We start from the raw sequence: 23,477 nt of genomic DNA on the forward strand, positions 1-23,477 counted from the left end.
CGGGTTTTTCTTCATAATTATACAGAAAGTTTGCGAAAGCTCTCTGATAATTTCAATTAGTTTACTTATTTTTGCATTCAGTTAGGATTGGAAATTAACGTGAGTTCTATATAAGAGATAAAGTAAAAAGATGTATCTGTAAGGCTGAAAGCCTGTTATACCTTAGCCTGGGGTCAGGGAGCGGAGCGACCGCAGCCCCAGGGCGGCAACGTGCCGCAGCGAGGAGTGCTGAAAGCACGATATATAAAAATGTGTGGCTTGTATATCGCTCTTACAGAGCTCTTTGCCCGCGGTGGTTCACCGCCCTAGGGCTGCGTTCGCTCCGCTCACTGACCCTAGGCTAAGGTATAACAGGCTTTCAGCCTTACAGATAGATTAGATGGATGATTTTTATATTGAATTCACGTTAATTAGAAATACTCAAAACCCTACAGAAACAATCATAACCAACCAGAAACAATCAAATTAATATAAATATGAATAAGATTAAAATCTACCTATCGGCAATCATTTTGCTGATTACATGCTCCGTAAGAGCGGATGAAGGAATGTGGTTATTGCAACTTATGCAAGAGCAACACTCCATTGACATGATGAAAAAACAAGGATTAAAGCTGGATGTACTGGATTTATACAATCCGAATGGCGTTTCTCTTAAAGACGCTGTGGGTATCTTTGGCGGGGGATGTACCGGAGAAATCATTTCGCCGGAAGGTTTGATTCTAACCAACCACCACTGTGGATATGGTTTTATTCAGCAACACAGTTCCGTAGAACATGACTACCTCACGGATGGTTTCTGGGCTACATCAAAAGATAAAGAATTGCCTACTCCGGGGCTGAAGTTTACGTTCATCGAACGTATAGAGGACATCACCGACCTGGTAAATAAAAAAATCGCCGATAAAGAGATCACAGAAACCGAATCACTTTCAAGAGAATTCTGGGGAAAACTGGCCGCCGAACTACACAACCAAAGCGATTTGAAGGAGAAAAAAGGAATAAGTCCGCAGGTTCTGCCCTTCTATGCCGGAAACAAGTTCTACATTATATATAGGAAAGTATACTCCGATGTACGTATGGTTGCAGCACCTCCATCTTCTATCGGTAAGTTTGGAGGCGAAACCGACAACTGGATGTGGCCACGCCACACGGGGGACTTCTCTATGTTCCGTATCTATGCCGATGCAAATGGCGAACCTGCCGACTATGATGCAAGCAATACGCCTCTGAAAACAACGAAACATCTGCCCATCTCTATCAAAGGTATCAATGAAGGCGACTATGCCATGATCATGGGATTCCCGGGCAGCACAAGCCGCTACCTGACTGTATCCGAAGTTAAGCAACGCATGGAAGCCTCAAACGCTCCACGTATTCAGATCCGTGGTGCACGTCAGGAAGTGCTGAAGGCTGCGATGAACGCCAGCGATAAAACGCGTATCCAATATGCCAACAAATACGCAGGCTCGTCCAACTATTGGAAAAACTCGATTGGTATGAATAAAGCGATTGTTGATAATAATGTACTGGGCACCAAAACGGAACAAGAAGCCGCTTTCCTCAAGTTTGCAAGAGAGCAAAACAATGAAGCCTATCAAAAGGTTGTCGACCAGATAGATCAGGCTATTACCAGCACTCAGCCTTTGACGTATCAACGTACTTGCCTTTCGGAGGCATTCTTAATGGGTATCGAATTCAGAACATCTCATTTGTTGCTGGATAAAATGAAAGAAGCTATTGAAGAAAAGAACACAGCAGGAATCGATTCTTTGAAAGATTCCTTCCAGAAGGTATTTGACCGTATCCATAATAAAGATTACGATCACGAAGTAGACCGCCAGGTGGCTAAAACCCTCTTCCCTCTTTACGCTGAAATGGTTCCATCCAGCGAACATCCTGCTATCTATACTGTTATTGCCCAGGAATATAAAGGCGATTACAACAAATTTATTGATGACATGTACGATAACTCTATCATGTCCAATCAGGAAAATCTGGATAAATTCCTCAAAAAGCCAACAGTCAAAGCGTTGGACAACGATCTATCTGCACAATATAGCAAATCTACTTTAGATAAATTCCAGGAGTTAAACAAACTGATGACTCCGCTGCAAGACGAGTTGGATATTCTACATAAAACATACATCCGCGGTTTGGGAGATATGAAGCTCCCTGTTCCATCGTATCCGGATGCAAACTTTACGTTACGCTTAACTTATGGCAATATCAAGTCATATAGTCCACGCGATGGTGTACATTATAAATATTACACCACTGCTAAGGGCGTCTTGGAAAAAGAAGATCCGACCAACCGCGAGTTCAACGTACCCGCTAAACTAAAAGAGTTGATCGAGAACGCCGATTATGGCCAATATGCACTACCAAACGGCGAAATGCCCCTGTGTTTCCTTACTAATAATGACATTACCGGCGGAAACTCCGGCAGTCCGGTATTGAACGAAAACGGCGAACTGATCGGTTGTGCGTTCGACGGAAACTGGGAATCGCTAAGTGGTGACATCAACTTCGATAACAATATGCAGCGTTGCATCAACCTGGATATCCGCTATGTGTTATTCATCCTTGAAAAGCTGGGAGGCTGCGGACACCTGATCAATGAAATGACTATCGTTCAATAAGTATGAAGAAAATATTATTTGCAATAACTTCCTGCTTCATCGCTACCTTGTCGGCCAATGCCGATGAGGGTATGTGGTTGCTCCCCGACCTGAAAGCGCAAAATGAGGCAGCAATGATGGAATTGGGCTTACAGATTCCGATGGAACAGGTATATAGTCCGGATGGAATCTCCATTAAAGATGCGGTTGTACACTTCGGCAGAGGATGTACGGGCGAAGTCATCTCCGCCGAGGGCTTGGTATTAACCAATCATCATTGCGGATACGGAGCCATACAGCAGCTCAGTTCGGTAGACCATGATTACCTTACCGATGGTTTTTGGGCGATGAGTCGCGAAGAGGAGTTGCCCTGCAAGGGACTCACCATCACCTTTATCGATAAGATTCTGGACATAACGGCCTATGTTACCGAACAATTGGCTACGGACAATGATCCAAACGGTACCAATTACCTGTCGCCGTCTTACCTGACTAAAGTGGCGAATCGTTTTGCCGAGAAAGAAAACATCATCGTTTCTCCGGCAACAACATTAGAGTTAAAGCCATTCTACGGTGGAAACAAGTACTACTTGTTCGTCAAAACAACCTACAACGACATCCGGATGGTGGGCGCCCCTCCTTCATCCATCGGGAAATATGGCGCGGATACGGACAACTGGATGTGGCCCCGCCATACCGGTGATTTTTCCATCTTCCGCATCTATGCCGACAAGAACGGTAAACCGGCCGAATATTCCAAGAACAATATCCCATTGCAGGTTAAGAAACACCTGACAATCAGTCTGGCGGGATACAAAGAAGGTGATTTTACTTTCGTTATGGGATTTCCCGGACGCAACTGGCGGTATATGATCTCGGACGAAGTAGAGGAGCGCATGCAAACCACCAATTTTATGCGCCACCATGTTCGCGAAGCCCGCCAGAATGTATTGATGGAGGAAATGCTCAGCGATCCGGCCGTACGCATTCATTACGCAAGCAAATATGCATCATCTGCCAATTACTGGAAAAACGCCATCGGCATGAACGAGGGACTGATTCGTCTTAATGTATTGGCAACGAAACGCGCCCAACAGGAACAACTCCTTGCCCGCGGAAAAGAGACAGGAGATAATGCTTACCAGCAGGCATTTGATGAGATACGCTCCATTGTAGCACATCGCAGAGATGCCATGTACAACCAGCAAGCGATAAATGAGGCGTTGGTTACGGCACTCGACTTTATGCGAATTCCATCGACCTCGGTTCTGGAAAAGGCATTAAAGAACAAAGATGACGCTAAAATCCAGGAAGAAACAGAGAAACTAAAGGAAAAAGCGGCGGAATATTTCGAGTCCGTCCCATTCCCCGAAGTAGAAAAGAAGGTGGGTAAACAGATGTTGAAAACCTATATGGAATATATTCCAAAGGCGCAAAGAATCAGTATTTTCAAGGTCATCGACGGGCGTTTTAAAGGAAATGCCGACGCCTTTATTGATGCTTGTTTCCATTATTCCATTTTCGCCTCGGAAGAAAACTTTGAGCGTTTCATCAAAAAGCCGTCACTCAATGCCATAGAGAAAGATTGGATGATATTATTCAAATATTCCATCACAGACGGACTGTACACCACTGCTCTGGACATGAAAGAAGCCAATCAGAACTATGATGCCGCTCACAAAATATGGGTAAAGGGCATGATGGATATGCGGAAAGACGCCGGCATTCCCATCTATCCGGATGCCAACTCCACATTAAGGCTTACATACGGGAAAGTGCTCTCCTATGAGCCGGAAGACGGGGTAGTTTATGACTATTACACCACTTTAAAGGGAGTAATGGAAAAAGAAGATCCTACCAACTGGGAATTTGTGGTTCCCGAAAGGCTAAAACACCTGTATCAACGCAAAGACTACGGACGTTACGCGATGGAAAATGGCGAAATGCCTGTGTGTTTCATTGTAGATACGGACAACACAGGAGGAAACTCCGGTAGCCCGGTACTCAATGGCAAAGGCGAACTTATCGGCACCGGTTTCGACCGCAACTACGAAGGCTTGACAGGAGATATTGCTTTCCGCCCATCTTCTCAACGTGCCGCATGTGTTGATATTCGCTATACCTTATTTATTATAGATAAATTCGCCGGAGCTTCTCACATCATCAATGAGTTGACGATTGTAGAATAAACGGTCTACGAGATCCTATATAAAGGTCTACGAAATACCATTGGGATACCTACGAGATCTCAATGGTATCTCGTAGACCTTTTTTGTCGTACCATAATGAAGCCATAGAACGTGAACAAAACCCTTCGTTAATCGTTATCTAAGAAAATAATAGTATCTTCGTACCCGTAAGGGACGATTAACAGAAAGGAGTTTTTTATGAGAAAGTTCGAAGAATTAATAAAGTCCCCCATACCCGTTCTTGTTGATTTCACCGCCCAATGGTGTGGTCCGTGCAAAGCCATGAAACCCGTCCTGGAAGACGTAAAGAAACAATTAGGAGACAGGGTTCGTATTATAAAAATTGATGTAGACCAGTTTGGCGAGTTAGCCCAACAATATCGCATTCAATCCGTGCCGACTTTTATCTTATTCAAAAACGGAGATAAACTATGGAGGCAATCGGGTTTGATGCAGGCACAACAATTAAAAGAAATGATAGAACAAAACGAATGAATATGAAAAAATACTTATTAAGTATCGCCTTAGTATTCGCTGCCATGACAGCCTATGCTTTTGATGAAGGAACTGAAAATACGGAAACGAATCAAAACAATTCAAAAGGTGAGGTCGTTGTCATGAACAAACAACTCTTCCTCTCGGATGTTTTTGATTACGAAAAAACGGCCGAATGGAAATACAAAGGCAACAAACCTGCCATTATCGACTTATATGCCGATTGGTGCGGACCATGCCGCACAGTGGCCCCCATCATGAAAGAACTGGCCAAAGAATACAGCGATAAAATCACTATATATAAGGTAAACGTAGACAAAGAGAAAGAACTTGCCGCATTGTTCAATGCAACCAGCATTCCTCTTTTCGTATTTATACCGATGAATGGTGAGCCTCAACTGTTTCGTGGCGCCGCCGATAAAGCTACTTATAAAGAAGCCATCGATTCTTTTCTATTAGGAACAGAATAGAAGTAGGGGCGGTTCGTGAACCACCCACCCGATAAGCCTTGTACTAGGGCGGTTCGCGAACCGCCCCTACAAAAGTGGCATCCGGTACCTCCAATCTTTATTATCAAGATAGAGTCCTGCGATGCTTTTTTTGTGTTCCTATTATTTATTTCCTAATTTTGCAAACTAACCAAAATCATTGTTCAAATGAATTACGGATTCGTAAAGGTTGCAGTAGCAATCCCTCAGGTTCGCGTTGCCGATTGTAAGTTCAATGCCGAACAAATTGAAAACCTGATCGCAATAGCCGACGGTAAAAATGTGCAGATAGCCAGTTTCCCCGAATTGTGTATAACCGCTTATACCTGTGGCGACCTATTTGCCCAACCCACCCTTCTTGATAGTGCAGAAGCTGCTTTACTCCAGATATTAAGCAACACCCGGCAGTTTGACATTACCACCATTCTGGGAATGCCCATCGTTGTCAATTCAACCCTGATCAACGCTGCCGTAGTGATTCAAAAAGGCAAAATCCTCGGAGTTGTACCCAAAACATACCTACCCAACTACAAGGAATTTTACGAAAGACGCTGGTTTACCTCCGCATACGACGTAACCGAGAAAGAAATCCGCCTTTGCGGACAAACCGTACCGCTGAATACAAACATGCTGTTCGAAGCATCAAATGTGACTTTCGGTATTGAAATCTGCGAAGACCTCTGGTCGGTTATTCCCCCCAGCTCCACATTGGCCATGAAAGGTGCAGACATCATCTTCAACCTCTCGGCCGATAACGAAGGCATTGGAAAGAACAAATACGTTCGTTCGCTCATCGCCCAACAGTCCGCCCGCTGCATAGCCGGTTATGTATTCGGCTCCTGTGGATTCGGCGAATCCACCACCGATGTTGTCTTTGGTTGCAACGGCCTTATCTACGAAAACGGCAATCTGCTGGCAGAAAGCGAACGCTTCCTACTGACAGAACAACTCGTTATCTCGGAAATAGATGTTGAACACCTGCGTACCGCACGATTAATGAACACCACCTTCGCATCCAACAAAGGTAAATGCCGTGTGGATGAAGTTGTGCGCATCCCTGTAGAAACAAAAGAAAAAGAATTCAAACTAAGCCGAACCTTCTCCCCCTCCCCGTTCGTTCCATCCGGAAGCGAACTGGACGAACGTTGCCGGGAAGTGTTTTCCATCCAGGTCATCGGCCTGGCCAAAAGATTATTGCACACCCACGCCGAAACTGCCGTTATAGGTATCTCCGGCGGACTAGACTCCACCCTTGCCCTATTGGTATGCATCAAAACATTCGATAAGCTGGGACTTTCCAGAAAAGGCATCCTGGGTGTTACCATGCCGGGATTCGGAACCACCGACCGTACCTACAATAATGCCATTAGCCTGATGGAGAATCTGGGTATCAGCATACGCGAGATCAGCATCAAAGACGCCTGCATCCAACATTTCAAAGACATCGGCCATGACATCAACGTTCACGATGTCACCTATGAAAATGCACAGGCACGCGAACGCACACAAATCCTGATGGACATAGCCAATCAAACCAACGGCCTTGTCATTGGAACGGGCGACTTATCGGAACTTGCACTGGGTTGGGCCACATACAACGGAGATCACATGTCTATGTACGGCGTCAATGCCAGCATCCCCAAAACATTAGTGAAATATCTGGTCGAGTGGGTAGCCAACAACGAGATGGACGATATCTCCAAAACCACATTATTGGATATCGTCAACACCCCCATCAGTCCGGAACTCGTTCCTGCCGATGAGAATGGAGAAATCAAACAAAAAACCGAAGACCTGGTAGGCCCCTACGAACTACATGATTTCATTATGCACAACTTCCTGGGGTGCGGTTTCCGCCCAGCCAAAATATTCCACCTGGCTACGTTGGCATTCAAAGGCAAATACGATGATGAAACCATAAAAAAATGGCTATACACCTTCTTCCGCCGATTCTTCAATCAGCAGTTCAAACGTTCTTGCCTACCGGATGGCCCCAAGGTAGGAAGCATCACACTTAGCCCCCGTGGGGATTGGCGTATGCCAAGTGATGCCAGTTCCGCTACCTGGTTGCGTGAAATTGAGGAGCTTTAAAAGCTCCTCACATTAATTCGACAGTAGATTTTTATCTTCGCTTAAGCTATTATAAAAGAAAACCAGAGAATGTCAGCTTCTCAATGTTCTGATTTATCCTTTATTATCGACTTCTTTATTCACACGCCTCTGATATATTGCTACGATCTCATTAGCATCTCTCAGCAAATTCTGAGCCAATGGAGTTCTCGCCGCCCTTGTTCCTGTTAATACACAACGAACATATACATCTGAGCAATCATGTTTGTCAGCCAAAGCAGTAGTTTTTACCATTTTAATGGTATCCCTAGTCAGCAGTTTAAATTTCTTTGTCATTCTGTTTGTTTTTTATCGTCTTGTTTTTATTATATTTGTATATAAGAAAACGATTTGCAAAGTTAATAGATTTATATCTAATTTAAAAATTTTTTGGAAACTTTTTTTCCAACTTTTTATATGACAGCTAAAAAACGAATAATTAAGTACTTGAAATACAAGGATATTTCACAATACGACTTTTCAAGACGAACCAGACTATCAAACGGATATTTAAACTCTGGCGAGAATGTTACTTCCGCCAATCTGGACGCAATCACAAATATATTCAGAGATTTAAATCTAATATGGGTAGTCAAAGGAATTGGACCAATGATCATTCCGGAGGATACTAAACAATTAGGATATGCAATGGAGATGGAAGAAAATTCCGATAATATTTTGAATGAAGATTACCTGGACTGGACTGCGGAAGATGCTGATAAGAAATTATTAAATATGACTCCCCAACAACTCATCCATTTGAATAAAGCGTTCAAAATAGCCATCAGATCAAAAGACCAGACGATTCAAGCCAAAGATGATATTATTGTAACGTTAAAGGAAGTAATCGCCGAAAAAGAGAATTCAAATAAACTCAAAGATGAGATGATCCTTGAGTTACGACAAAAACAGTCCAAAGGGTAACCTACAGGCACCCTTTGGTTGATGGTAAATGAAATTGGTATACATCTCTTTTCACAGCCATCTTCATGGCGCGAGCCAAAGCTTTAAATATACCTTCTATTTTATGATGTTCGTTTTGGCCTTCTGCCTTAATATTCAGATTCATTTTAGCTGAATCGCTTAATGATTTAAAGAAGTGCAGAAACATTTCAGTAGGCATTTCGCCAATCTTTTCCCGTTTAAATTCAGCATCCCAAACCAACCAGGGACGACCTCCGAAGTCGAGAGTTACCTGACATAAACAGTCATCCATTGGGAGGGCATAACCATAACGTTCTATTCCCCGTTTGTTTCCCAAAGCCTGGTAAATGCATTCGCCCAAAGCAATGGCAGTATCCTCTATGGTGTGGTGCTCGTCTACATTCAAATCGCCTTTAACTTCAATTGTCAGGTTGATTCCCGAATGTTTACCAATCTGCTCGAGCATATGGTCGAAGAAACCCAACCCGGTAGAAATCCGGCAAGTGCCATCTCCATCAAGGTCTAACGCAATATAGATATCGGTTTCCTTTGTTGTGCGACGCACTTCGGCTTTACGCTCTCCGGCAAACAGGTATTCGGTAATACGATCCCAGTCGGTGGTTGCCAAAGCGCAATATTCCTCCAATCTGTTTTCTTTCAGAAGTTCGGTAGAATCTTGCAGGAAAACAGCGCGACACCCAAGGTTCTTAGCAAGTTCAACGTCGGTGGCACGGTCGCCAATAACAAAACTACCAGCCAGATCATACTCCGGGTTATCTATATACTGAGTCAACAATCCGGTACGGGGTTTACGTGTAGGCGCATTATCTTCGGGGAAACTACGGTCGATCAGAATATTGTCAAACGCAATTCCTTCACCTTCAAAGGTTTTCAGCATCAGGTTATGAGCAGGCCAGAAAGTATCTTCCGGGAAGGAAGAGGTACCTAAACCATCCTGATTGGTTACCATAACCAACTCAAAATCAAGTTTGGAACGGATAAAGCCCAGGTTGCGGAATACTTTAGGGTAAAATTCTAACTTCTCCAGTGAATCCAACTGGTAATCTACAGGTGGTTCAATCACAAGAGTGCCGTCACGATCTATAAATAGTACTTTTCTTTTCATTTTAATCTTCATATTCTTTTAGCGCTTCCATTAGCTGGTTATTCTCCACCCGGGTACCTACGGTGATTCGCAAACAGTTTCCACAAAGGGCAACCGAATGACGGTTACGCACAATAATCCCCAAAGATACCAGATAGTTATAAATTTTCACCGCATCGGTTACGCGGGCAAGAAAGAAATTAGCATCGGAAGGAAAAACCTGTTCTACACAGGAAAGCTTTGCAAAATCCTTCATAAAAGACTCCCGTTCTTCAATCAGCATCTTTACCCAACGTTCTATTTCGTAATACTTATGCAATGTATTAAGCCCCTCTTTCTGAGTCAGCAAATTCACATTGTACGGGTACTTGATCTTATTGAGAAGGCCGATTATTTCGGGAGAAGCAAATGCCATTCCCAAACGAATAGCTGCCGATCCCCAGGCTTTTGAGAATGTCTGCAAAACAATAAGATTTGGGTATTCGCTCAATTGCAACAACATGGAAGGAGCACCAGAGAAGTCACTATATGCCTCATCTAATACTACCAAACCATCGAATTCATTGATTACTTTCTCTACTTCCGAACGAAGAAGTTCGTTTCCTGTAGGATTATTGGGCGAACACAGGAAAATCAGTTTGGTATGTTCGTCTGTTGCAGCAAGCAATTTATCCGCAGAAAACTGAAAAGAACCATCCAATAAGACCTTCCGGTATTCCACATTGTTTACGTCGGCGCAAACCTTATACATACCGTAAGTAGGATCTATAGCCACAACATTATCCTGAGCCGGTTCGCAGAAAGCACGGAACACCAGGTCAATCGCTTCATCACTACCATTCCCCAGGAAGATTTGCTCCGGCAACACTTTCTTAATTCTCGAAAGTTCAGACTTCAAATCATGCTGTAAAGGGTCCGGGTAACGGTTATTGGGCGAGTTATACGGATTTTCATTCGCATCAAGAAATACGGAAGCCGTAAAACCTTTATATTCATCGCGAGCCGATGAGTAAGGCTTAAGATTCCAAATATTGGGACGGGTAAGTTCCTGTAATGTTTTCATATCTGTTTTTTATTAGTAGTAAGAAGTAAGGAGTAAGGAGTAAGGAGTAAGGAGTAAGAAGTTAGGTATATTTTATTTTAGCTACAGTACATGACCTAGCTACTAACTTCTAGCTACTAGCTTCTTACTTCTAATCTCACCGTTATAGCATTCTTATGCGCATCCAACTCTTCATTTGCAGCCATCACTTCTATGGCAGGACCTAATATAGCCAAACCCTGAGGTTGAATTTCCTGAAAAGTTATTTTCTTGATAAAACTATCCAGACTCACACCACTGTATGCTTTTGCATAACCATTGGTTGGGAGTGTGTGGTTTGTACCCGATGCATAATCTCCTGCACTTTCGGGGGTAAGATGTCCCAGAAATACAGAGCCTGCATTGGTAACCTGCTGAGCCAGCTCCATATAGTCCTTAGTTTCAATAATCAGATGTTCGGGGGCATACGCATTGGTCAGTCGCATGGCTTCTTCCATATCCTTTACGAGTATCAGCTTACTGTTTTTCAATGACTTCTCAGCGATATCCCGTCGTTTCAGATAGCCCAACTGACGCTCAACCTCATACATCACGTCCTTTTGCAGTTTTTCGGATGTAGTAACTAATATCGCCTGGCTATCCACACCATGTTCCGCCTGCGACAATAAATCGGCAGCCACAAATACAGGATTAGCGGTTTCGTCTGCCAATACCTCTACTTCCGACGGACCAGCGGGCATATCAATAGCGACATCACGTAGGCTAACAAGTTGCTTGGCAGCCGTTACATATTGATTCCCCGGACCAAAAATCTTATAAACCTTTGGAATACTCTCAGTACCGTAGGCCATAGCACCAATAGCCTGGGCGCCACCCACTTTGAATATCTTGCTTACACCTGCCAGTTGAGCGGCAAACAATATAGCAGGATGGATTTTCCCCTGTTTATCGGGTGGGGTACAAAGCACAATCTCCTTGCATCCGGCAATCTTTGCCGGAATCGCCAACATCAGTACAGTAGAAAATAACGGGGCAGTTCCACCTGGTATATAAAGCCCCACTTTTTCAATGGCCACGGCTTTCTGCCAACACGTCACTCCATCCATCGTTTCTACTTTCTTCCCTTCAAAACGTTGGGCAGCGTGGAAGGTTTCAATATTACGCTTTGCCATATAGAGCGCAGACTTCAACTCGATACTTACCTTAGCATCTGCCTCTTTCAGTTCCGCCTCGGTCACGGTTAATGAACTCAACTCCACTTTGTCAAAGGTTGAAGCATATTCAAGCAGTGCTTTATCTCCGTCTGCCTTAACCTTATTTATAATTGTGCGAACTGTATCGAAAAGACTCTCTGTCTCCAATACCGGGCGCTTCAAGATCTCTGCCCATTGTTCTCGTGAAGGATTCTTATATATTTCCATATATCAAAGTATCATTTTCTCAATCGGCAATACGAGGATACCTTCTGCTCCCAGTGCTTTTAGCTTTCCGATGATTTCCCAGAAACGTTTTTCGTCCAGAACGGTATGTACAGAGCACCACCCTTCTTGCGCTAACGGCATTATTGTAGGGCTTTTCATACCCGGAAGAACAGAAATAATCTCTTCTACTTTATCTTTCGGGGCATTCATCAATACATACTTTTTATCTTCGGCAGCTTCCACGGCATTCATGCGGAAAAGAAGTTCGTTCAGGATTTCTTTCTTTTCGTCAGTCATTCCTTTATTACCGATAAGTAATGCTTCGGACTTCATCACCACTTCTACTTCCTTCAGGCGGTTGCTAACCAAGGTCGATCCGGAACTTACAATATCAAAAATTGCATCGGCCAGTCCTATTCCAGGGGCTACTTCCACCGAACCGGTTATGACATGGATTTCGGCTTTTACCCCACGAGCACTCAGAAAGTCTTCAAGGATGACCGGATAAGACGTTGCAATCTTCCTACCATCAAACCACTCCACTCCCGGATATTCAATATCTTTCGGCATAGCCAGTGATAAACGACACTTGCTGAATCCCAGACGCTTAATGATTTCGGCATCTTCTTTCTTTTCAGCGTATTCATTCTCTCCAACAATACCCAAATCTGCTACACCTGTAGCTACAGATTGAGGAATATCATCGTCGCGCAAGAACAAAACCTCAATCGGAAAGTTAGACGATTGTACCAATAATGTACGTTTTGCTGGTCTAAGTTTAATATCCGACTCGGCCAATAACTCCATTGTTTCTTCAAAAAGACGGCCTTTGGCCTGTACTGCAATTCTTAACATAACATCATTTATAATTTAGACGAAAAAAGGCTTACCATGATCCGGTAAGCCTTGTTATTATATTATCTTCATACACAATATCCTATCTGCCCACCGAGTTATCCGTTAGGTAAATGATGATGATGTGTAGTTGAAATTATCATAATTTTCTGTTTTAATGCGACAAATGTATAGTATTTATTCCAATACTCCAAACTTTTATCACAAAAATTCATTCTTCGACGTCACAAGAGTGAAAATGCATTTCAGTTTCAGACTTCTCCCGTGAAAAAGTAAAGTAAGTACAAACAGCTTTCGTACATAATTCATCTTTAGAATCATACAAACCAGCTTCAACAATTACGATATTGCGTTTCGTCTCTACGATACGAGCGCGAAGTGTAATATGTTCGTCTGTTGTCATGATGGGTTTCATATAGCGGGTTTCCATTTTAGACGTCACCCCTGTGGTTTGTAGTTTCCGCAGAATAACCCAGGCGCATATCTCATCCAGCATTACAGCCTGAATGCCACCATGCAAGGTGTTGATCCATCCCTGATATTCCGGACGGGGTTTCCAAACGCTAATCACTTCGTCGCCCTCTTCATAAAATTCCATTTTTATACCTGCCGGATTACCCGGTGCACAACCGAAGCAATTATATCCTTCTACTCCCTTCCAGGGGTTAATAATCTTTTTCATCTTCCTATCGTCTTATTTATAGTATACATATTTTCGTTCTTCATAACCCACCGGAACATCATCAACATATTTAATCCGAAGCACCCAATTTCCCTGATTGTCATTGCTGAATTTATATTTATAGGGAACTATAGGTTGTCCCTCGAATTGCTCCGTTCCCGAAACTAATTCGCCTTTGGTACTGTATTTATAGGTAAAAAGATCACGTCCCACACCTGGAATTTTTGTGAACTGCTCTTCAAGCAGTCGTCCCCGGAAGTTCCAGTATCGCCTCACGGAATAGAGTTTCTCCCCTCCTTCCGCATGAGCAACAGGGTTTACACCAACCTGTTGTCCGTAAGGGTTATACTCATAACTTACATCGCTATATAACGTTGCATCCGGGTTTTGCCAAACTTCCTGTATACAATTATATTCCAGATCGTAACGGAATGTTCCCATCCGTGTCATATCTCCTTGCGCATTATGCCTGACCTTTGACCTCACATTGCCATCCCGGTTATATGCCCAGAGATCATAAGATTGCACAGCATTGCCGGATGATTTATGCGTTTCCTTCTCAATGCGTCCATTCCCGTCATATTCCCATTCGGTTTTACCGATCAAAGCTCCGGTAGCAGCGTATGTTTCTTTGGAGAGTTTCCGGCCGTCTTCATCAAAACGATATTGGCAGGATTCTCCTATCCTATCTCCTTTATATACCACTTCACTGTTTGTAGGTATGGGAACATAGGCTATCTGTTCGAAGCTTTTCACTTTTCCACGTAAGAGCATATCATCCAGATCGGTTCTTTCTCCGTAATACTCAATGTCCCGTAAGGTTATTGCTTCGGGAACCCCATTCTTGCTCTCGGTCATTTTCACCCAATGATGATTCTCATCATACTCAAAGACTGCATTTTCCCGTTTGGGTTTACGAAGATACTCCGCAGCAGTAACGACAAAACGAGGTACTAACCAAACAGTATCAGTTTCTACAAAATCTCTCACAAATTGCTTTGCCGTGGTGCTGGTTACCATAACTTTCGACTGGCCGCCATCTTTGGCGTATACGATATCGTATGTGGTTGATTTTCTTTCATCCAGGTTGTCTACCACACGTTGAACAATCCTATCCTGATCATCGTAACTCACACTTTTTACGTAATGGTCTTTTCTGTTTAGGTCCTTTTCCGTAACCTGTACAATACGGTCTTTTTCGTCATACTCATATGCATATATCGTCCAGACATCTCTTACACCGGAATAGTCGGCCTTTTCGATAAGCCTGTTCTCATCGTCATAGAAGTAGACATTCTTCCCCTGGGTACTTGCATTAGGGTTAAGTAGATTCTCTATTACTTTCAGACCTTTCTTGTTGAACTTAATAAAGCGGATTCGTTCTATCACCGGGCCCGTGGTCCATGTTGTATCTTTCTGTACAGCTTTATAGGTCACCGTACGTACAACCATTGGGGTTTGATTCTGGGCATAACTTTCACCGAATAGCGCTAAGGATAGAAACAATAACAGGATATATCGCATCGTATATAATTTAAAAGATACCAAATGTATAATCTATTTTTTATAGTTCTTCAGCCCTTCCTGTAGGAACTTTACATACTTATTAATATCCTCATCGTATGCATATGACTTATTGAGTGGCTTGCCTTCGTTATCAATTAAAACATAGAAAGGTTGTGCGTTTGCCCCGAACTTCACGCGTTGCAGATAGCTCCATCTGTCTCCTAATGTACGCAACGTCCGCTCGCGTCCATTCTCTGTCACTTTAATATGCTCAGGCAGTGGTTGTTTGTTATCTACGTATAGGGTGATTAAGACATAATCATTGTTGATGATCTGGCTGACTTTCGGATCTGTCCATACGGCAAGTTCCATCTTACGGCAGTTTACACAACCATATCCGGTAAAGTCGAGCATCACGGGTTTTCCGTTTTTGCGGGCGTACTCCATACCTGCATCGTAATCGTCGAATTTGGCGTGTACTTCTTTGGTGTACAGGTTGAAATCCTGTGTATTCATGGGTGGAGCAAAGGCACTGACTGCTTTTAATGGCGCTCCCCAAAGGCCGGGTATCATATATACGGCAAATGCAAGAGAGATTAATGCCATAAAGAAACGTGGAACGCTGACTTTGGTGTTATCGTCATCGTGCGGGAATTTGATCTTACCCAGCAGGTATACTCCCAGCAGGGCGAATAGTACGATCCATAAGGCCAGGAAGGTTTCACGGTCAAGGATACCCCATCCGTAAGCCAGGTCGGCAACGGATAAGAATTTCAAAGCAAAAGCCAGTTCGAGGAAACCTAATGTTACTTTTATTACATTCATCCATCCGCCCGATTTCGGCATAGATTTCAACCAGGAGGGGAACAGGGCAAACAGAGTAAACGGTAGAGCCAGTGCCAGAGCGAAACCGAACATACAAATGGCCGGTCCGACGATGTTTCCGGTTGTAGCAACCTGAACCAATACAAAACCAATAATAGGACCTGTACATGAGAAAGAAACCAATGCCAGTGTAAAGGCCATCAGGAAAATGCTGATCAATCCGCTGGCTTGCTCGGCTTTATTATCTACAGAAGTACTCCACCTGGATGGCAAGGTTATTTCGAATGCACCAAAGAAAGAGGCTGCAAAAACAACCAGCATCAGGAAGAAGATGATGTTGAATATGGCGTTGGTAGACAGGGCGTTTAAAGCATTCGGTCCGAAAGCCAATGTAATTACAATGCCCAATGTTACATAGATCACCACGATTGATATGCCGTAGGTTATCGCATCACGGATACCTTTTGCCCGGTCTTTCGTACGCTTCATAAAGAAGCTCACTGTCATAGGTATGATAGGCCATACGCAAGGGGTGAACAAGGCAAGTAGTCCGCCAACAAACCCGGTAAAGAAGATATATAACCATGACATATCTTTTTGGGAGGTTGTTTCGCCAAAGGATTGCAACTCAGTGATGACGGGCGACCACCAACTGCTTGAAGAAACGGCACTGGTCTGTGTATTTTCGGTAACGTCTTCGCCGCCTAAAGTGCCCAGTTCAAGGGGTTTGGTTTCTACCACACTTGCCGCCGGTTCTTCGGTTTTTACTTCCTGAGGGTCTTTAGCCTCTACTTCTGCTTTTGCTGTTTTAGAAACTCTTCCCGAGAAGGTGAATGGCACCTCGGTTGGTGGCAAACAGGTTTCATCATTACATGCACCATATTCCAGATAGCCGGTAATGGTATATTCCGGTTTGGTGAACTTTACTTTCTGTACGAACTCGCCTTTCTTTTCAAAGTAGCGCACGTCCATCTGGAATATCTGGTCGAACTTCTTCACCTCATTGCCACGGGGTTTGAGTTTGCCTACGGCCTCTACTCCATCCGTACGCTCGATATTAAATGATGCGGAGATGGGTCCATCTTCCAGATCGGTTGAATACACATGCCAGCCGGCTTCTATTGCCGCAGTAAATACAATTTCGGCTTCTGTGTCGGATAGCGGATGTAAGGCTGTCTTAAACTTTACCGGATCGTATATCTGTGCGTTTATTACAACGAAAGCACCCAACAACAGCGTGAGTAAGGAAGTAATCTTTTTCATAAACAAAGTTTCTTTTTAGAATTCATAATCTACACAAGCCCTGTTCTCTTTTGCGTCGGCTATAATCTTTCCGGCGGCAACATGTTCGGGGTGGGTAGCGTAGGCTTTCACGTCTTCCAATGAATCGAATTCACTATATAAAGCAATGTTCCAGGTTTCTGCCGGATTGATATTTAACCCGACTTCTATTTTACGGATAAACGGAATTTTAGCAGGAAGGCTTTCGATAGCAACCTTAAATCGATTCATAATATCCAGCTTTTCTTCCTGTGTTATTTCGTCTCTCAGTTTAAATATAACAATATGCTTTACCATAGATTTGTATTTTTAATTATTTCTGTATATTTGTATTACGCAAAAATACGTCTTTTGCTTTAAATACGCATTAAATATAGAATAAACTGATGTTAATTATAGGAATTGCAGGTGGTACAGGGTCGGGAAAAACCACTGTTGTACGCAAAATTATCGAGAGCCTTGAACCGGGCGAGGTGGTTTTACTGCCTCAGGACTCGTACTATAAAGATAGCAGCCATGTTCCGGTAGAGGAACGGCAGAATATCAACTTCGACCATCCGGATGCTTTCGAATGGAGTCTTTTGTCGAATCATGTATCCATGCTCAAAGAGGGACAGAGCATCGAGCAGCCTACTTATTCTTATTTAACCTGTACGCGTCAACCCGAAACGATTCATATAGAACCGCGCGATGTGATTATCATTGAAGGTATCCTGGCTTTATGCGATAAGAAGCTGCGCAACCTGATGGACCTGAAGGTTTTTGTGGATGCCGATTCGGACGAGCGCCTTATCCGTGTTATCAAACGTGATATCAGGGAACGCGGACGTACGGCGGAAGCGGTGATGGAGCGCTACACGCGGGTGCTCAAACCCATGCATCAGCAATTCATTGAGCCTTGCAAACGTTATGCCGACTTAATTGTTCCGGAAGGTGGGAAAAACAAAGTGGCTATTGATATATTGACTAATTATATAAAGAAACATTTATGATTAGTAGCTAGTAATCCTATGAAAAAACTACTTTATCTGTTTTTGCTCCTCCTTATTGCCGTTATTGCCTGCAAGAACAAGCCGGTGAGCCAAGAGAGTGTGGCGTATGATTTGCCGCAGATCAAGGATAGTGGAGAATTAGTTGTACTCACCTTATACAGTTCTATTTCATACTTCAACTACAGGGGTCAGGAAATGGGTTTCCAATATGAGCTTAGCGAACAGTTTGCCAAAAGTCTGGGGCTAAAGCTGCGTGTTGAAGTGGCTAATAGTGTTCCCGAAATGATCGATATGCTTTTGGCCGGCGATGGCGACCTCATAGCCTATCATGTGCCCATTACTAAAGAACGGAAAGACAGTCTGCTCTTTTGTGGGGAAGATGTGATTACTCATCAGGTGTTGGTCCAGAAGTCGGGCAGGGATATTCTAAAGGATGTTACCGAACTTATTGATAAAGACGTCTATGTAAAACCCGGTAAATATTATAACCGCCTGGTTAACCTGAATGACGAGCTTGGCGGAGGTATCCGCATTCACCGGGTGGAGAATGATAGTATTACTTCCGAAGATTTGATTGCACAAGTGGCGCAAGGGAAGATTCCATATACGGTGAGCGACAATGATGTGGCCCAACTTAACAAGACTTATTTTCCTAATTTGAATATCGGTTTATCGGTCAGTTATGACCAGCGGGCTTCGTGGGCCGTACGCCGTGATTGCCCTGAGCTGGCAGAAGCGGCCAATGCCTGGCATAAGCAAAACCAAACTTCGCCGGAATATACCGCCAGTATGAAGCGTTATTTTGAGGTGAGCAAGGCTATACCTTATGCGGCTATCCTGTCGTTAAAGGATGGGAAGATCTCTCACTATGACAATCTGTTCCGGAAGTATTCTAAAGAGATAGGCTGGGACTGGCGACTGCTGGCTGCCCTGGCGTATACCGAATCGAACTTCGATACCACCGTTGTATCCTGGGCAGGTGCGCAAGGGTTAATGCAACTTATGCCTTATACGGCCAAAGCAATGGGTGTACCTCCGGGAAAAGAACTCAATCCGGAAGAGAGCATCAAGGCTGCCGTAAAGTACATTGGGGTAACAGAGAAAAGCCTCCGCATGGTTCCCGACAAAAACGAACGCATCAACTTCGTGTTGGGAGCATATAATGCCGGGGTTGGCCATATTTATGACGCCATGGCTTTGGCCGAGAAATACGGGAAGGATAAATACGTATGGTTCGATAATGTGGAGAAATATATATTATTGAAAAGTAACGAAGAGTATTTTAATGATCCGGTATGTAAATACGGGTATTTCCGCGGAGGAGAAACGTATACTTTCGTACGGGTGATTAATCAACGATTTGACAACTACAAATCCAAGATAAGCGGCAACGGGACTCAGTGAGATTAACGCCTGAGTCTTACCGGGGAGCAACAAAACAGTTTTTAGAGGAGACTGACGATAGAGTCTCACATTCCATCACGAGTTTCACGGTTTGGAGCGTTCTGCTCCAAATTGTGAAACGAAACAAAACGTAGTACTTTTCGTAGTGTTCCGGAACCGTCCTGCCAGTGGGGCCACTCTACATATATATTTTCAAAAACGTGCTAAAAGTAGCACTCATTTCGTTAGAACCCTTTATTCATGGGGGATATAAGGATGAGACTTCCTCTATTTCCTGCTAGCACTCATATAGCACTACTATCACACGCGTGACTGGTGCAATTGGACGAGGTTTTGTTTGATGATTTCTCAGGTTTCAATTGCCGGTTTCATTTTACTTTCTCCACCTAGGTGGGGAAGCCTGCCCGATGTACATGGGGATGAATTCCCCACCTAGGTGGAGAAAGTGAAGTGAACCAGGAGTTTGAAATCTCTACAAGTAGAACGTCAAATTCAATCAAACCTCACCCCAATAGTTTGATGCTAGCAAGTGACACTAGAGTGCTAGCAGGAAATAGAGGAAGTCTCATCCTTATATACCGCATGAATAAAGGGTTCCAACGAAATGAATGAGACTTTTTACACGTTTTTATATAATGTGATGAGGAAACCCTGGGTATTAAAAGCATTTTAGTTTTACTCGTTTTTGTGGGGTTTTGATGTAAATGATTAGCTGTAGGGGCGGTTCGCGAACCGCCCGAAAATGGTTTTCTGTATATTCTGTGCATTGGGCGGTTCGCGAACCGCCCCTACAGTAATCCTTTCCTTTCCAATCCAATTCACCCGCCGAGCCATCCCAATCATGAGTAGCCAGCATGATTATATATTGAAAATAAAGAAGTTTTGCAGCAGTCTCAACAGGCACCGCACTCCAATAATAACCTCTTAAACTACTGTTTAAATAGCTTGTCGATCCATAACCGGACATTCAGGATACACCCCGACAGGAATAAAACAGTAAGAAGTGGAAGCAAAAGATAACAGGAAGCGTGAATTAAAACCGCTATGTCAGCCAAGGGCTTTTAATTCAGATTTTGTGTGATCTGCATTTCCAGATCAGATATAATGATAGTCAGTTCAATGGAATCCAGATCAAACTCCTCGGACCATAAATGAATGTTTCTTTCATCATGGTATACACTCTGATAAGTTTCCTCAAGGGCAATACTCTTTTGTTCAGCCCGGGATGGTTTCTTTTTTACCGGGGCTATGGCACTCACAACATTTACTATCTCTATGGAATCTACGCCCAACGAGTCTTCAACAAGTATCTCCGGTATAGTATCCTGGGGAGCAGGAACCCAACGAACCTCTTTGTCTTCAGAACTACAGCCACGACAACCTGTAAGCGTAGAAAATAGTATAGCGACTATAGCCGTAAAAAATACAGCCATAGCCACCTTACATATTTGGATTAAATAATGCATGCGAATAATACGAGTTAGACTAGAAACCTTTTTTCAGTTGAGCCAATGCATGGTGAGCTTCTTCAACACCGTTGGCGGCAGCCATCTGAAGATAAACTTCGGCTTTATCACGATTGCCTTCGAGTATATACAGGAGGCCCATATTATTGAAAGCAGCCGGATTGGTCGAGAAGGGTTCCAGGTATTTACGGGCACGTTGCGTATCTTTTTTAATCAACGCAACGGCAGCTGCATTGATATTGGCTTCTGCATTGTCGGGAAACAGGCGGGCCGATAAATCAAGCATGTCATTGTATTCGGTAGAACCACGTGGATAACTGTTTGCTACGGTAAAGAACTCGGTTACAGTTAATGTACTTGAACCGGTAGCCAGCACACGACGGCTATCTTCAAGGCTCAACGGAGCACGCGTATATGCAATCTCGTAATTTATGCGAGGCACTTGCGGGAAGATGCGGTCGCGAAGGAATTTATAAGGAACCCCATCGGCCAATTGTATCAACATGCGCTCACGCCCCTGATTTACATCCACGGTATTAATAACATCCAGAACAGCGTCGCGGAACATCATATCCGTACGTTTTACCAATGAAGATATAGAGTCCCAGTCTTCCGGAATCCAGTTTACTTCCAATGGTGCCTTGCCGGATACACGGTATTCGCGCAAATAGTCTTTCAAAGCAAGGCCACGGGTGGCGGCTTCGCGTTCGTTGGTACGGTGATCGCCTATAGGAGCACCATATCCTGTAATGTGTACGTAAGAAAGATCATTTCCGGCCTGCGATTGAACGGCACTGATCAAATCGCGTAAACGATAGTAGATTTCGTAATGTTGTTTCTTTAATGCACTTTTCTTTAAATCGCTGGAGATTTCGAAGGGGAAAGTGCCACGAAGGTAGTATAACTTACTGGCCTCTTCTACCGGGGTTACTATATTTATAAGCGACAGAAACCGGGAATCGACACCAGGAGCAATGCGGGGAGCAGCTCCACGGGGAATGGATATTCCGTCGGCTATTTTATCTTCATAAACAGTAGCTTGTTTTCCGTTGCATGCACATTCTTCGATACGGAGAAATAACACACTTTCTTCCATCCATTCCCTATATGGCACTGTTACTTTATAGGTAAAGAAACGGGCGCTCTTCTTATCATCACGGATAACTACGGATGGAGAAACAAAATCACGCGATTTTTTCTCGTCCGCATTCTTCTCGCGGGTATATGCTTTATGCATATCTGTTCCATTGATCAGTACGGATGGCAAGGATAGGCTATACGACGGAGTGCGTAGCATAGGAACTAAGGTTAATGATTCATTGGAGGGAAGACGAAGTGCCTCATAATTTATGTCCATCTCCACCTGCAACTGGTTTTCTACCAGAGAAAAACGTTGGCGGCTAACATAGATTTGCCCCTTATATGCTTCTTGGGCTGTCACGAATAGAACAGGAAATTGAAGCATGAATAATAAACAGGTAAACAGTTTCTTCATTTTATCATTGTATTATTTGCACATTTATCTTAAAAAGGATCAATCACTTTATTATTGTGTTTGCAAACGACAATAGAACTTCATGCCTCAACCCGACAAGAGTGAGATTCATGTTCCTGTTCCATTATGTTTTTCAAATTAACATAACAAATAGTTTATTAAAAGCGATAGAGGACAAAACGTCATTCTACATACTTATAACAAGAGTCAGCAAAACCTTTAAAAAGCTTCTTGGCATAATAATCATCTACATCGAGCAGTAATATAGTCTTTACCAGTGCAAATACGTCAGCATAACGTCAGCATATTACTTATCATTCATACTCCTAAACAGTTGCCGGAAAGCAGTTATTTGTTTTATTTACTACAAAAATGGATATTTCATGGCAATTCACCAAACTTTTGGGATTGTTTTTTAAATCAAAAACTTTTATTTTATAGGACTAAGTTAAGGGAAGAGGACTTATTTTTTGGAATTTTTTATACTTATCGTATAACATGGAAAGGTAAAAGCGGTTCTGGAATATGACGAATCCACCCCCTACCCCCGCCAGCGGGGGACAAGCGAGGCGCTTGA

General features: G+C 43.3%; 18 protein-coding genes and 2 pseudogenes. 8 read left to right on the top strand and 12 right to left on the bottom strand.

Going from position 1 to position 23,477, the window contains the following annotated elements:
- Nucleotides 1–476 precede the first annotated feature (476 nt).
- The 5 genes from D0T87_RS15850 to D0T87_RS15870 all read left to right on the top strand — a co-directional run bounded on the left by D0T87_RS15850 (nt 477) and on the right by D0T87_RS15870 (nt 7,884).
- Nucleotides 477–2,642 carry a S46 family peptidase gene (locus tag D0T87_RS15850; protein WP_163176119.1) on the top strand — a complete coding sequence of 722 codons (2,166 nt, stop codon included), beginning with the start codon at nt 477–479 and terminating at the stop codon, nt 2,640–2,642.
- Nucleotides 2,643–2,644: 2 nt separating this feature from the next.
- The gene (locus D0T87_RS15855) at nt 2,645–4,810 is read left to right on the top strand and encodes a S46 family peptidase (RefSeq protein WP_163176120.1); all 2,166 of its coding nucleotides are present in this window, start codon (nt 2,645–2,647) and stop codon (nt 4,808–4,810) included.
- 198 nt (nt 4,811–5,008) lie between these two features.
- The gene (gene trxA / locus D0T87_RS15860) at nt 5,009–5,305 is read left to right on the top strand and encodes a thioredoxin (RefSeq protein ID WP_163176121.1); all 297 of its coding nucleotides are present in this window, start codon (nt 5,009–5,011) and stop codon (nt 5,303–5,305) included.
- Nucleotides 5,306–5,307: 2 nt separating this feature from the next.
- On the top strand, nt 5,308–5,775 hold the full coding sequence (locus D0T87_RS15865; RefSeq protein WP_163176122.1) for a co-chaperone YbbN: 468 nt from the start codon (nt 5,308–5,310) through the stop codon (nt 5,773–5,775).
- Nucleotides 5,776–5,961: 186 nt separating this feature from the next.
- On the top strand, nt 5,962–7,884 hold the full coding sequence (locus tag D0T87_RS15870; RefSeq protein WP_163176123.1) for an NAD(+) synthase: 1,923 nt from the start codon (nt 5,962–5,964) through the stop codon (nt 7,882–7,884).
- 93 nt (nt 7,885–7,977) lie between these two features.
- Here the strand turns inward: D0T87_RS15870 and D0T87_RS15875 are convergent, their stop codons facing one another.
- Nucleotides 7,978–8,199, bottom strand: a complete 222-nt coding sequence (locus D0T87_RS15875) for a hypothetical protein (protein ID WP_163176124.1) — start codon at nt 8,197–8,199, stop codon at nt 7,978–7,980.
- Nucleotides 8,200–8,511: 312 nt separating this feature from the next.
- Here D0T87_RS15875 and D0T87_RS24240 point away from each other — a divergent pair, with 312 nt between their 5' ends.
- Complete coding sequence (locus D0T87_RS24240) at nt 8,512–8,826, top strand: hypothetical protein (protein ID WP_203558701.1); 315 nt, start codon at nt 8,512–8,514, stop codon at nt 8,824–8,826.
- A 1-nt stretch (nt 8,827) separates the two neighbouring features.
- Here D0T87_RS24240 and hisB read toward each other — a convergent pair whose 3' ends face one another.
- The 9 genes and pseudogenes from hisB to D0T87_RS15920 all read right to left on the bottom strand — a co-directional run bounded on the left by hisB (nt 8,828) and on the right by D0T87_RS15920 (nt 17,840).
- The gene (gene hisB, locus D0T87_RS15885; protein WP_163176126.1) at nt 8,828–9,952 is read right to left on the bottom strand and encodes a bifunctional histidinol-phosphatase/imidazoleglycerol-phosphate dehydratase HisB; all 1,125 of its coding nucleotides are present in this window, start codon (nt 9,950–9,952) and stop codon (nt 8,828–8,830) included.
- A 1-nt stretch (nt 9,953) separates the two neighbouring features.
- The gene (gene hisC, locus D0T87_RS15890; protein ID WP_163176127.1) at nt 9,954–10,994 is read right to left on the bottom strand and encodes a histidinol-phosphate transaminase; all 1,041 of its coding nucleotides are present in this window, start codon (nt 10,992–10,994) and stop codon (nt 9,954–9,956) included.
- Between the two features lie 116 nt (nt 10,995–11,110).
- On the bottom strand, nt 11,111–12,394 hold the full coding sequence (gene hisD / locus D0T87_RS15895) for a histidinol dehydrogenase (RefSeq protein WP_163176128.1): 1,284 nt from the start codon (nt 12,392–12,394) through the stop codon (nt 11,111–11,113).
- Between the two features lie 3 nt (nt 12,395–12,397).
- Nucleotides 12,398–13,249, bottom strand: a complete 852-nt coding sequence (gene hisG, locus D0T87_RS15900) for an ATP phosphoribosyltransferase (protein ID WP_163176129.1) — start codon at nt 13,247–13,249, stop codon at nt 12,398–12,400.
- Nucleotides 13,250–13,460: 211 nt separating this feature from the next.
- The gene (locus D0T87_RS15905) at nt 13,461–13,931 is read right to left on the bottom strand and encodes a PaaI family thioesterase (protein WP_163176130.1); all 471 of its coding nucleotides are present in this window, start codon (nt 13,929–13,931) and stop codon (nt 13,461–13,463) included.
- A 12-nt stretch (nt 13,932–13,943) separates the two neighbouring features.
- Entirely contained in the window at nt 13,944–15,455 is a 1,512-nt protein-coding gene (locus tag D0T87_RS15910; protein ID WP_163176131.1) for an RHS repeat protein, read from the bottom strand.
- Nucleotides 15,456–15,488: 33 nt separating this feature from the next.
- A pseudogene (locus D0T87_RS15915) lies at nt 15,489–16,913 on the bottom strand (protein-disulfide reductase DsbD family protein); the annotation flags it as partial.
- Between the two features lie 128 nt (nt 16,914–17,041).
- A pseudogene (locus tag D0T87_RS25135) lies at nt 17,042–17,525 on the bottom strand (protein-disulfide reductase DsbD domain-containing protein); the annotation flags it as partial.
- A 15-nt stretch (nt 17,526–17,540) separates the two neighbouring features.
- The gene (locus D0T87_RS15920; RefSeq protein WP_163176133.1) at nt 17,541–17,840 is read right to left on the bottom strand and encodes a Dabb family protein; all 300 of its coding nucleotides are present in this window, start codon (nt 17,838–17,840) and stop codon (nt 17,541–17,543) included.
- Between the two features lie 89 nt (nt 17,841–17,929).
- On the opposite strand from D0T87_RS15920, the gene udk reads away from it, so the two are divergent.
- Both udk and D0T87_RS15930 read left to right on the top strand, forming a co-directional pair.
- Nucleotides 17,930–18,535, top strand: coding sequence for a uridine kinase (udk, locus tag D0T87_RS15925; RefSeq protein WP_163176134.1), 606 nt, complete (start codon nt 17,930–17,932; stop codon nt 18,533–18,535).
- A gap of 18 nt (nt 18,536–18,553) precedes the next feature.
- On the top strand, nt 18,554–19,939 hold the full coding sequence (locus D0T87_RS15930; protein WP_163176135.1) for a transporter substrate-binding domain-containing protein: 1,386 nt from the start codon (nt 18,554–18,556) through the stop codon (nt 19,937–19,939).
- A 1,061-nt stretch (nt 19,940–21,000) separates the two neighbouring features.
- Here the strand turns inward: D0T87_RS15930 and D0T87_RS15935 are convergent.
- Complete coding sequence (locus D0T87_RS15935; protein WP_163176136.1) at nt 21,001–21,372, bottom strand: hypothetical protein; 372 nt, start codon at nt 21,370–21,372, stop codon at nt 21,001–21,003.
- 52 nt (nt 21,373–21,424) lie between these two features.
- A complete protein-coding gene (locus tag D0T87_RS15940) occupies nt 21,425–22,900 on the bottom strand; it encodes a DUF3868 domain-containing protein (protein WP_163176137.1) in 1,476 nt (491 codons plus the stop codon).
- Nucleotides 22,901–23,477 lie beyond the last annotated feature (577 nt).

It is taken from the genome of Bacteroides sp. 51 (assembly GCF_010500965.1).
Lineage (GTDB): Bacteria > Bacteroidota > Bacteroidia > Bacteroidales > Bacteroidaceae > Bacteroides.

Excerpts from the sequence above, each read along its gene's own strand:
- D0T87_RS15850 (WP_163176119.1), top strand. The coding sequence starts at position 477 with ATGAATAAGATTAAAATCTACCTATCGGCAATCATTTTGCTGATTACA.
- D0T87_RS15855 (WP_163176120.1), top strand. The coding sequence starts at position 2,645 with ATGAAGAAAATATTATTTGCAATAACTTCCTGCTTCATCGCTACCTTG.
- trxA (WP_163176121.1), top strand. The coding sequence starts at position 5,009 with ATGAGAAAGTTCGAAGAATTAATAAAGTCCCCCATACCCGTTCTTGTT.
- D0T87_RS15865 (WP_163176122.1), top strand. The coding sequence starts at position 5,308 with ATGAAAAAATACTTATTAAGTATCGCCTTAGTATTCGCTGCCATGACA.
- D0T87_RS15870 (WP_163176123.1), top strand. The coding sequence starts at position 5,962 with ATGAATTACGGATTCGTAAAGGTTGCAGTAGCAATCCCTCAGGTTCGC.
- D0T87_RS15875 (WP_163176124.1), bottom strand. The coding sequence starts at position 8,199 with ATGACAAAGAAATTTAAACTGCTGACTAGGGATACCATTAAAATGGTA.
- D0T87_RS24240 (WP_203558701.1), top strand. The coding sequence starts at position 8,512 with ATGATCATTCCGGAGGATACTAAACAATTAGGATATGCAATGGAGATG.
- hisB (WP_163176126.1), bottom strand. The coding sequence starts at position 9,952 with ATGAAAAGAAAAGTACTATTTATAGATCGTGACGGCACTCTTGTGATT.
- hisC (WP_163176127.1), bottom strand. The coding sequence starts at position 10,994 with ATGAAAACATTACAGGAACTTACCCGTCCCAATATTTGGAATCTTAAG.
- hisD (WP_163176128.1), bottom strand. The coding sequence starts at position 12,394 with ATGGAAATATATAAGAATCCTTCACGAGAACAATGGGCAGAGATCTTG.
- hisG (WP_163176129.1), bottom strand. The coding sequence starts at position 13,249 with ATGTTAAGAATTGCAGTACAGGCCAAAGGCCGTCTTTTTGAAGAAACA.
- D0T87_RS15905 (WP_163176130.1), bottom strand. The coding sequence starts at position 13,931 with ATGAAAAAGATTATTAACCCCTGGAAGGGAGTAGAAGGATATAATTGC.
- D0T87_RS15910 (WP_163176131.1), bottom strand. The coding sequence starts at position 15,455 with ATGCGATATATCCTGTTATTGTTTCTATCCTTAGCGCTATTCGGTGAA.
- D0T87_RS15920 (WP_163176133.1), bottom strand. The coding sequence starts at position 17,840 with ATGGTAAAGCATATTGTTATATTTAAACTGAGAGACGAAATAACACAG.
- udk (WP_163176134.1), top strand. The coding sequence starts at position 17,930 with ATGTTAATTATAGGAATTGCAGGTGGTACAGGGTCGGGAAAAACCACT.
- D0T87_RS15930 (WP_163176135.1), top strand. The coding sequence starts at position 18,554 with ATGAAAAAACTACTTTATCTGTTTTTGCTCCTCCTTATTGCCGTTATT.
- D0T87_RS15935 (WP_163176136.1), bottom strand. The coding sequence starts at position 21,372 with ATGGCTGTATTTTTTACGGCTATAGTCGCTATACTATTTTCTACGCTT.
- D0T87_RS15940 (WP_163176137.1), bottom strand. The coding sequence starts at position 22,900 with ATGAAGAAACTGTTTACCTGTTTATTATTCATGCTTCAATTTCCTGTT.